This window comes from Marinobacter sp. (assembly GCF_052094685.1).
GTDB lineage: Bacteria > Pseudomonadota > Gammaproteobacteria > Pseudomonadales > Oleiphilaceae > Marinobacter.
Window position 1 is genome coordinate 1 of record NZ_JBQDKB010000111.1, and the last position, 10,562, is coordinate 10,562.

The 10,562-nt window shown below is 53.0% G+C and carries 9 protein-coding genes; 8 read left to right on the top strand and 1 reads right to left on the bottom strand.

The window, feature by feature from the left end; translation table 11 throughout:
- Positions 1-622: 622 nt before the first annotated feature.
- From ACTH3S_RS16245 to ACTH3S_RS16265, 5 genes are all read left to right on the top strand, one after another.
- Positions 623-1,102, top strand: a complete 480-nt coding sequence (locus ACTH3S_RS16245; protein WP_441810056.1) for an NUDIX hydrolase — start codon at positions 623-625, stop codon at positions 1,100-1,102.
- Entirely contained in the window at positions 1,099-1,893 is a 795-nt protein-coding gene (gene thiD / locus ACTH3S_RS16250) for a bifunctional hydroxymethylpyrimidine kinase/phosphomethylpyrimidine kinase (RefSeq protein ID WP_441810057.1), read from the top strand. Before ACTH3S_RS16245 ends, thiD begins: the two co-directional genes overlap by 4 nt.
- A 201-nt stretch (positions 1,894-2,094) precedes the next feature.
- On the top strand, positions 2,095-2,556 hold the full coding sequence (locus ACTH3S_RS16255) for a nucleoside 2-deoxyribosyltransferase (RefSeq protein ID WP_441810058.1): 462 nt from the start codon (positions 2,095-2,097) through the stop codon (positions 2,554-2,556).
- Entirely contained in the window at positions 2,553-3,530 is a 978-nt protein-coding gene (locus ACTH3S_RS16260; protein WP_441810059.1) for a thymidylate synthase, read from the top strand. Before ACTH3S_RS16255 ends, ACTH3S_RS16260 begins: the two co-directional genes overlap by 4 nt.
- A gap of 18 nt (positions 3,531-3,548) precedes the next feature.
- A complete protein-coding gene (locus ACTH3S_RS16265) occupies positions 3,549-4,301 on the top strand; it encodes a class I SAM-dependent methyltransferase (RefSeq protein WP_441810060.1) in 753 nt (250 codons plus the stop codon).
- 152 nt (positions 4,302-4,453) lie between these two features.
- Here the strand turns inward: ACTH3S_RS16265 and ACTH3S_RS16270 are convergent, their stop codons facing one another.
- Positions 4,454-5,422 (bottom strand): DNA-binding protein, encoded by a 969-nt coding sequence (locus ACTH3S_RS16270; RefSeq protein WP_441810061.1) that lies wholly within the window; start codon positions 5,420-5,422, stop codon positions 4,454-4,456.
- A 226-nt stretch (positions 5,423-5,648) separates the two neighbouring features.
- Here ACTH3S_RS16270 and ACTH3S_RS16275 point away from each other — a divergent pair, with 226 nt between their 5' ends.
- Genes ACTH3S_RS16275 through ACTH3S_RS16285 form a run of 3 tightly spaced genes read left to right on the top strand, consistent with a single transcriptional unit; the run spans position 5,649 to position 10,429 of the window.
- Positions 5,649-6,143, top strand: a complete 495-nt coding sequence (locus ACTH3S_RS16275) for a hypothetical protein (protein WP_441810062.1) — start codon at positions 5,649-5,651, stop codon at positions 6,141-6,143.
- Entirely contained in the window at positions 6,133-7,392 is a 1,260-nt protein-coding gene (locus ACTH3S_RS16280) for a site-specific integrase (RefSeq protein ID WP_441810063.1), read from the top strand. The genes ACTH3S_RS16275 and ACTH3S_RS16280 overlap by 11 nt, the downstream gene beginning before the upstream one ends.
- Before the next feature lie 7 nt (positions 7,393-7,399).
- Complete coding sequence (locus ACTH3S_RS16285; RefSeq protein WP_441810064.1) at positions 7,400-10,429, top strand: Tn3 family transposase; 3,030 nt, start codon at positions 7,400-7,402, stop codon at positions 10,427-10,429.
- Positions 10,430-10,562: the final 133 nt, after the last annotated feature.

A 10,562-nucleotide genomic window follows, 5' to 3' on the forward strand; every position in this document is an offset into this window, starting at 1 on the left:
TGACAGACCGGGTGATTCAGCAAGCCATTGCCCAAATCCTGATGCCCCTGTTCGAGGGTTGGCAGACAAACGTGAAAAATTCCCCAAAAACGGTCCTAACTTACTGACGAATATAATTTTAGACTAAGCATTTTTAGCTTGAACCGCTGATTTCTTACGCGAATGCTGTAGTATTTTGGGCAGAGAGCAAATATCGTTCAAATAGAGATGCTTATTTTCACTCACCTGTTAATAACTATCTCGCTTGAGGGGGAGGCAGGCGGGGATAAGCCTCAACAATTGCCTGAGCTGCCAGACACTGGCACAAGTGTTTCTTGGTAAATATTCAGGGACATTAGACACGGCAGATGCTGCACTTATTGGTTGAACTCAGGATGCCTGTCCAAGCATTTGTATCGTGCTAAATACAGGTAGAGGGTGGCCGACACGAAAGCCGCGTGTGACTCATCGTACGATTCACGCCGTTTCGTGAGTTGACTCCTTTCAGCGTCGTCATCATGCTGTGGTAGGTATAGCTACCATCCGGTAGTAGAGAATCATCGTTACAGACTGACGAAGATGTTTATCTCACGGGTTAGTGTGAGCAAACGTATTTTAAACAGGCATAACTCGGATAGGTGACATGCCGGAAACATGTTGGTACACGCGAGACATCAAGTCCTTGCAGCCGGTTGCAGCCACGATCTCGGCGGTAGTCGAGGGTGGTGCCGTTTTGCTAGTCCGGCGGCTCAATCCCCCAGATGCGGGCCGCTGGGGGTTTCCAGGCGGTAAGATCGAGACCGGCGAGCCAATACACGAAGCTGCTGTGCGTGAACTCTATGAGGAAACTGGGCTGCGGGCGACCGCAGAGCGTATCTTCACGGCGGTCGACGTTATCGACCGCGATCCGCAGGAGGTTCTACACCATCACTTTATCTTGATCGCGGTGCTGTGCCGTGATCCCACCGGGGTTCTCACACCGGGAAGTGACGCAGGTGATGCTCGGTGGTTCCAGCTTGACGAAATTGAAAATGCCTCTTTGGCAACAAGCTTCCAGGTTGCGGAGGTAGCGCGCGAAGCTGTAGCGCTGGCATCAATCAAGAAAGACGGCGAAACACTATGATTGCGAATGTTCTCAGCATTGCTGGCACCGACCCCTCCGGCGGGGCTGGTATTCAAGCAGACCTGAAGACCTTCTCCGCGCTCGGGGCTTACGGGATGAGCGTTATAACAGCCGTAGTGGCTCAGAATACGCGTGGTGTTCGATCATTTAAGGCGCTCGATGCGGATTTTGTTGGCGAGCAAATCGACGCCGTACTTGACGATGTGCGCGTTGACGCCATCAAGATCGGCATGGTCGCTAACGCAGAGATCGCGCAGGTCATCGCTCATCGAATTGACCACTACAAGTTACGTAACATTGTGGTCGACCCAGTGATGGCAGCAAAAAGCAGCGATCCGCTGCTGGCTGCTGACGCCATTGCAACCGTTCGTGACGAATTGGTGCCGCGTGCTACCGTGATTACTCCGAACCTGCCCGAAGCTGGTCTGCTTTTGGACCGATCGCCAGCGCACTCGCTCGAGGCGATGGATGGCTGCTCAGCCGAGCTCCACCGCCTTGGCCCTGCTTGGGTGGTGTTGACGGGCGGCCATCTTGATAGCGCGGAGAGTGTGGATATTCTCTACGGCGGCGACATTCCGCAGCACATCAGCGCCCCACGCATTAGTACGAAGAACGATCACGGCACGGGTTGCACGCTTTCCTCCGCGATTGCTGCGCTCCTGCCGCACAGCTCAGTGCCAAATGCCGTAGCGGACGCGAAGCATTATCTATCTGGGGCGTTAGCCGCCTCAGAGCAACTCCAAGTTGGCGGTGGCCACGGTCCAGTTCACCACTTTTACGCCCTGTGGTAGAGTTTTCAGGCCGCTACGGACTTACAAACTCGAAACTTTGTATCCAAGCATCGATTGCTCCGAGTATGCGGCGAATCACATTTTCGCAAGTCTCTGATTATTTTTACAATTCGTGAGCTTACTTGGCGCTAGCTCTCCATATTTGCAAAACAATCAGGCTAAAATGAGGTATTTCAGCTTTCCAATCGAGGGGAGTAATAAATGAAACGGTTATTTCTAGCGGGGCCATTTAAATCGCTCGTGGACCCAACTACTGGGAGAATGTCTGATAAAGATATTGACTTATTCAACCGAATTATTCTCTTTTTCGAAGATAGAAACTGGGAGGTGCATTCGGCACACCGACGCGAAAAATGGGGGCAAGAATTCATGTCTCCAGACGAATGTACAAAAAAGGACTATGAGGAAATCAGTCGTTGCGACGTATTTGTTGCGTTTCCGGGCTCACCCGCCTCTCCTGGAACGCATATCGAATTAGGATGGGCATCTGCCTTGAATAAGCAAGTTATCCTACTGCTCGAGGAAAAAGCTGAATATGCCTTTCTAGTTCAAGGACTGAACCAAGTTGGAAATACGACATCGATTTTCTATTGCAATTACGATCTAGATCCCAAGTGGATTGAACACGCAATAGAGAGTTTTTTCGGGAGGAGCCAACATTGAATCACTTCGAAAACTTTGACTGCCTCTACCATGCGACGCTTCGTAATGTTCACTCAGAATTTGAGCATGAAAATTCTCCCAGAGGCCAATCAGAATATGAGGTCGTCGGGTATTCGGCGCGACTGCAGAATCCACGGTCGCGTTATAGCCTCAGTATTGAGCGAAAGCAGAATATTGTCTTCAATTTTGCTGAAGCCTTATGGTATCTGTCAGGGCGTAATGATTTAGCCTTTATCCAGCATTACGCCCCATCAATGGAAAAATACAGCCCAGATGGAATAACGCTACCAGGAACCGGCTATGGAAAAAGACTGAGACATTACGCTCCTAATGATTTGGATCAGATTGAACGGGCTATCGACGTCCTGAAGAATGACGATGCGGATAGTAAGCGAGTCGTTCTGCAGATCTTCAGTGCTGACGAGGATATCTACAAACATAATATCGATGTGTCATGCACCCTGGGTCTTCAACTTTTGCTACGTGACAACAGGCTCAATATGGTCTCGTTTATGCGGGCCAACGACGCGTATATCGGCTTTCTCAACGATATCTTTTCGTTCACGTTCTTACAAGAATACATAGCGGCGCGAATTCGGTGTGATCTAGGTCATTACACTCACCAGGTTGGGTCAATTCACATTTATAGCCGGATGATGGCTAAAGCAAGAGACGTAATAAGTAGTCAAAAGGTACCATTAAATAGCCAGCAACTACCCGTGATGCCTAGCTGCACTACAAAGGAAACCATAATGGTAGTTCTGAGCTATGAAGCTTCGATCCGTAACGCTCAAGAAAATTTTGACACTCTTGTCAACTGCAATTTACCGAACTATTGGAAAGACATTCTCATTATGTTCTGGATTTACGGAGAAATTAAACAAGGTTCACAAGTGCCAGAGAAAGTGCTTAACCACATTCATCCATATTACCGGCCATTTCTTGAAAATCGGTGGCCGAGAGTTTGGTGTTAACCACGAATCGGTGAGCTTATGTTTACGAATTGGACCAAGGCCACTGTGTCATCCGGTTTCGACGCATATGATGACTGGGTCGAGGATATTTTCGGCTACCAGCCTTTGATTTCGAAACTGATCTCCGACGTTGGCAGGGAATCAACTGTACTTGACTATGGCTGTGGCAGCGGGAAAGTATCCCGGCGGTTAGTGTCATCCGGGATGCATCAAGTGACTGGTGTCGACATTGCACCAGTCATGATTGATAAAGCTAAACAGATGTCTAGCGACCGCGAGCGATACTTTCAAATAGACAGCGCAATCTTGCCGTGTTCTGACAATAGCTTTGATGCTGCGATCAGTTCTTTTGTGTTTATCAACATACCAAGTAAGGAGCAGCTAGCCAACATAGCGTGTGAAATAGCTCGAGCTCTAAAGCCCGGTGGCACCTTTTACATACTCGACACCAACCCTAATGCTCTCGGCATTCAATTTCCCACGTACAAGAACGGGTATGAAGACACTTCCTATCACGACGGCGACGACAGGCCTGTCCAGCTTCGACTGCCCGGTGGATCAGTCCTAGATTTAGTGGACAAAAACTGGGCTTTATCTACGTATTATAGCATCTTAAGTTTTGCAGGGTTTTCTTCAGTAAAGGCTACTGAAATGGAGTTTCGTGAAGTACAGTATGATCAAAGACCGAACGATTATAAGTTGCTGCACGGGAAGACGCCATTCATTTTATTCGAGGCTAGAAAAGGCGCAAATCCTGTTACTTTGTCATAAGCAGGCGTTTGCAAGGCTTATCCCAGGCAACGATCTTGCGGCTGTAGATGTCCATCATCAGGCGCATACCTGTGTTGCGAATCAGCCAATCCCCACTAAATATGTCTTGGCGAGTAACCGGTAATGTCGCCGCGGTGTGTGATAGGTAGCCTTCACGTCTCCGGTGCAGCAGGTAGTAGGCGGGCCAGCATCTCGTTCTTTATCTTAAGCTCTGTTGCCAGTTGCTCGATCTGACCTTTCGACTCATTGATAACCCGTTTCTGCTCTCCAGAGGCGACCTGACCGTCACGCAGCGTTGTCACGTCCTGCTCCAGACGAGCCCTTTGGCTCGCAGTGCGCCGGTGTGCCAGGGTCTCCTTGCGAACCTGTTGCTCCAACTGATCCGAGTATTTTCGAGCTTCGGTTAACTCGGTAAACAGGCGAGTGACTTCCCGGGTGGACTGCGTCTGTTCTTCCCACTTAACGGCTAACGCTTGTTGCAATTGGCGCTGCTCCGCTTGGACTTGCTGAACTTGCTGTTCATGACGCCGCTGATCCTGCTCCCGCTGCTCTTTCACAGAAACCCGGTAGTGCTCCAGCGCCTCGCGGGCATGTCCGTGTTTTTCTTCCAGTGAATCCACCTGGCGTTGCTTGTCCAGAACTTGTTCGGTGAGATCGTCAATGCGTTGTGCTTGGGCGCGGCCGTCGCCCTGTAGGTTCGAGAGGGCTTCACGCAGCGCAGCGACTTCGGCGTGTAATTCATCCCTCTCCTGCACCAAAGCGCCATTTCGCTTCTGTTGTTGCTCGCCCTCAGCGTTCTGTACCACCAACGCTTCCCGCAGACTGACCACCTCGGCCTGGTGGCGCTGTTCGGCCTGCTCAATGGTCTCCTGCGCGTCCTGACGTAATTGCCGAGCCAGTTGACCTACCAAGTCGGTTACGTGGTTGCTCAGAAGCGCTTCGTCGTCCAGACGGGTGCTTTCACGCCCCTCAATCGCTTTCAGGTGGTTGCTGATGGTGGTCTTTGAGCCGGTGTTGCCCAACTCGGCTCGTATGGCGTCGATGGAGGGGTGAGCATTGCGAGCCAGAAGACGTTTACGAGCGTCCTCGACCAGGGGTTGGGTGATGCCGCCTCGGGCCATGATCGTGTCCTCATGTTTATTTCGTACTGTAGTACATATCATGTAATTACGTAATATATACGTCAGAAAGATAATTTAAAAGCACTGCCAAACAGACATGTGATAATCCAGAGTTATCCATTGTGATACCCAGTTTGTCGACTATACTGACCAAAGCCCGGTACGAAACGGCGTTGGTCAACTACCCGGGACCGAGGCCATACGCCCACAATGAAGGAGCCCACAAGTGCACAAACAAGCCGACCCACTTGACCAGGTGCTTGCCTTTCGGGCGTTTGATTTTCGGAACCGATTTCCAGACCCATTACCGAACTTCCGTGCCGCCCTGGAATGCCTGCAAAGCGAAGACGCCTATATGCCGGATGTTGACGAACAGATCAGGGCCTACCTCAAAGACGGCCGCTCGATTACCATTCCAAACAGTTTCTTCTGGGTGGAGCAAAAGCACTTTGCGTCATTGGCCGAGGCACAAAGCTGGGTGCAGGCCCGCCAGAAAAGAGCTGCCAAGGGGTCTCCTCTGGATAGGCTCGCCGGTTCAGTGATCGCCAACCCCGACGATCCAACTGAAAAACAAGTGCGCGATGCGGTGGCGAAGACGTTCACAAAGATGGTTTCAAAGGCAGACAATGAGGCCGTGTGCGAGTCGGCAAAAAGTTGGTTAAGGGAAGCGATACGAGCACTGCCGAAGTCGGACGACGTCGGTGCGCCCAATGACGATTGATCGGTACGTTCGCGCCGCCACTCGGGACAACACCCGGCGCAGCTATCGGTCAGCGGTCGAGCATTTTGAGGTGACCTGGGGCGGGTTTCTGCCCGCAACAGCCGACAGTGTGGCTCGCTATCTGGCCGACCATGCCGAACGTCTTTCTGCTGCCACTCTGAAGCAGCGCCTGGCGGCGTTGGCTCGCTGGCACCGGGACCAGGGTTTTCCAGATCCGACGAAAGCCCCTTTAGTACGCACGGTTCTGAAGGGCATTCGCGAAGAGCATCCGTACCGGCAAAAAAAGGCAAAGCCGCTGGCCATCACCCAGCTCCAGCAAATGGATCAGTGGCTGGCAGGACAGATCGCGGAGGCGCGGCAGCACGATGCCCGGCGTCTCGGAGTCTGGTTGCGCAATCGGGCCATGGTATTGCTCGGGTTCTGGCGAGCCTTTCGTAGTGACGAACTCTGCCGATTAACCATTGAAGATGTCGTGCTGACACCCGGTGCAGGCATGTCCTTTCACTTGCGCCGGAGCAAGGGGGACCGTCAAGCAGAGGGGCGAATGTACAAAGTGCCTGCCCTGAAGCAATGCTGTCCTGTCGAGGCCTGTCAGGACTGGCTGGAATTTCTGAACCAACCCAGTGGTTCACTGTTCAGGGCGATTGACCGATGGGGGCACATTTCCGACGTTTCGTTGCACCCGAACAGCATCGTGCCGCTGCTGCGCCAGCTGCTGGCAGACGCGGACATTGAGGCAGCACAAGCGTTCAGCAGCCATTCGCTGCGACGCGGCTTTGCCACCTGGGCCAGTGCTTCCGGGTGGGAAATCAAAGCACTCATGGAATATGTCGGTTGGCAGGATGCCCAGACTGCCTTGCGATACATTGAAGCCAAGTCACCGTTCGAGCAGGCCCTGATGCAAATTCCAACCGTGGTTGCGTCTGCTGCCGGTCAGCCCCGCCTGACGAGCGCATCCGAGCCAAGTCACCGGGCATTGACCGTTCAGCTAACCTTAGAGCCGCAACGTCCTCGCAGCCGGAAACACCACCAGGCCCGCACGGTGATCGAAACCCATTGTCTGAAACCGTTCGAGGTGAAACACCAAGACAATGGAAACTACCACATCCAGGTTCCCGCAACGTCGGATGACCAACTGGACGAAATGATGGACGATTTGATTGATGAGATACACCGCATTGCGTCCGACAAAGCATGCTGGGTAGAGACACTGATCACGGACCCCGCCACCGGGCAGACGTGGGATTGAACCTGTCATGAGCGCCATCCAGGACACTGCCTACCCACGGTTTAGGACGGATATCCCGCAACACGAACTTGATGCAGTTTACGTGCCCACAGCCAGCGAGCAACGCTGGGCTCGTCGATGTGCCAAGCAACTTCAACATCGCTATTTTTTACTGTTGCACCTGAAGGCCTATCAGAAACAAGGCTTCTTCTGCGCAACGGGTGATCTGCCGTCCGATTTGAGTAGCTACATTGCTCAGCGCCTCGGCCTTCGAAAACGGCCGACCAAGATCCAGCAGAGGCAGTATGATCAATCCAGCGCCCGCGATCGCCACATCAATTGGATTCGGGCCTACGTCGGCAGCCGAGTCCTGGACGATGAAGACCGCATCTGGCTCGCAAACCAAGCCATAAACGCTGCCGAGTCCCGCGAGGTGCTGGCCGATATCATCAATATCCTTCTGGAGGAGTTGGTGCGTCACCGCTTTGAGATTCCCGGCTTTACGGTGCTGTTACGGTTCGCCAAGGATGCCCGGGCCACCGTCAATGACCGCTGTTACCGGTCTATCGTCAGCGAACTCGGGGGCGAAGCAAAAGCACTGATCAATGCTTTGCTGGTATCACCACCGGGGCTTGAGCTCAGCGGCTGGCAACGTCTGAAGCGTGAAATTCGTAAACCGACAAACAAGGAAATCCGATCTTACCTGCAACACCTCAGGTGGCTGAGGGACATGGTCGAGCAATTGCCAGGCGTCAAATCAATCCCGGCGACCAAGCGGCGACAGTTCGCCCAGGAAGCACGAGCACTTGATGTGGCCAAAATGGCTCGAATCCCAACGCGTAAACGCTATGCCCTGGCGGTGATCCTGATTCGGCAACAGTATGCCCAATCGCTGGATGATACCGCCGAGCTCTTGATCAAGATGATGAGGCAACTTGAAACCACAGCCCAGCAGAATCTCCTGACCTATCAAATGGAACAGACTCTGCGCACAGATCGACTGGTGTCCTGCTTTAAGGATGTGTTGACCGCAATGGCGGCAGAGCCAAATCCCTGGCAATCGCTTCAGACCGTTGTCGGAGACAAACGCCAGGAGTGGCTGGACGAATGCGAGGAGCATCTGGCCTATGCGGGCAACAACTATCTGCCTTTCATGTTGCGCCCGTTTCGCTCCAAACGCAGCCTGCTGTACAACTGTCTGGAAATACTCACGTTTCAAAGCACCTCCAGCGACTTACTGTCGATTCAACTGATCGAGTTACTCCGGAAGACCCGTTCATTGAAAGCCGAGACGCTGGATTTGCGGGTCCATGCGCCGGATCTGGTCGAAAGCATCCAGCAGACCAAGTGGACGCTCGAAAAGTGGCGCCGTCTGATTTTCATCCGGCCGGACAGTGTGACGGTTCACCGTAAATATTTTGAGTTGGCCGTTTTGAATCTGGTGAAACAGGAACTGAAGTCTGCCGATCTTGCGGTCGTTCACGGGGACCGTTTCGATGACCATCGGGATCAACTGGTGAGCTGGTCGGATTACGAGCAGGAAATTGATCAGTACGGGCTGGAAGTGGAGCTTCCCATCGAACCGAAGGCTCTCAGTCGCCATCTCAAGGATCAATTGACTCAGGTGAGCCGCTCGGTGGACTCAGCCTTCCCGGACAACACACACGCCGCGATCGAAGACGGTCGCATCGTGATCAAACGCAACCAGAAGCAGGGACTACCGACGAATTGGCAGGCCCTCGATGACGATATTACACGTCGGCTTGGCACCCGCAGCATCGTCGACGTTCTGGTCGATGCGGAGCGCTGGCTTGGGTTACATCGGGAATTCGGGCCACTGTCAGGCTATGAGGGGCGCGTGGAAAACCCCCGGTTGCGGTTCATCGCTACGCTTTTCTGCTACGGCTGCAACCTGGGGCCCTCCCAGACGGCCGATTCCATCAAGCAACTGAACCGTCGCCAGGTGGCCTGGCTCAATCTCAACCACGTCACAGAAGACAGACTGGACCGCGCGGTCGTCAAGGTCATCAACGCGTACAAAAAATACGAACTGCCCGGTTACTGGGGCACAGGCCGACGGGCTGCCGCCGACGGCACTAAATGGAACCTCTACGAGCAAAACCTGCTCAGCGAATACCACATCCGCTATGGCGGTTACGGCGGCATTGGTTACTACCACGTCTCGGACACCTATATCGCGCTGTTCAGTCATTTCATCCCCTGTGGTGTTCACGAAGCGGTGTACATCCTCGACGGACTACTTGAGAACCGGAGCGATATCCAGCCGGATACCTTGCACGGTGATACGCAGGCGCAAAGCTATCCTGTTTTCGGGCTGGCCTATCTGCTGGGGATCAAGCTGATGCCGCGTATCCGGAACATCAAGGATCTGAACTTCTACCGGCCCGACCGGCGGTTTCGTTACGCGCATATCGAAGAGCTGTTCAATGGTCAGATAGACTGGCCTCGGATTGAACGACACCTTCCGGATATGTTGCGTGTGGCCGTGTCCATCAAGCTCGGTAAAATTACTGCATCAACGATCCTGAGGCGGCTGGGAACCTACAGCCGCAAGAATAAACTGTATTTCGCGTTCCGGGAGCTGGGCAAGGTGGTACGGACCGGCTTCCTGTTGAATTACATTGACGATGTGGAGTTGCGTCAGACCATCCACGCCGCAACCAACAAGAACGAGCAGTTTAACGGCTTTGCGAAATGGAGCTTCTTTGGTGGCGAGGGCATCATTACGGCCAACCTGCGGCACGAACAACAAAAGGTGGTGAAGTACAATCATCTGGTGGCAAACATGCTGATCTTACACAACGTCGAAGCCCTCAGCCGAGTGTTGCGGGAGATGGCAGCGGAAGGAATCGCCATCACGGAGGATGTCCTGAAAGCACTATCGCCATACCGAACCCGTCATATCAATCGTTTCGGAGATTACACGTTGGACTTTAGACGTCCGGTAGGACAGCAGTTATTTGATTTAAAACTTGCTGAAATCGCCCCTCAAGGACAGCCCAAGGATCGGACAAGCTCCGAAGATGAATCAGGATAAAAACCGTGGTCTAAAAATCAATATTTCAACAGGTTGGGAGCATTTCTGGGGAATTTTTCACGTTTGTCTGCCAACCCTCTGTTCGACCCGGAATTCTCAGCGGACAGCTACGGCTTCCGTCCGGGGCGAAACG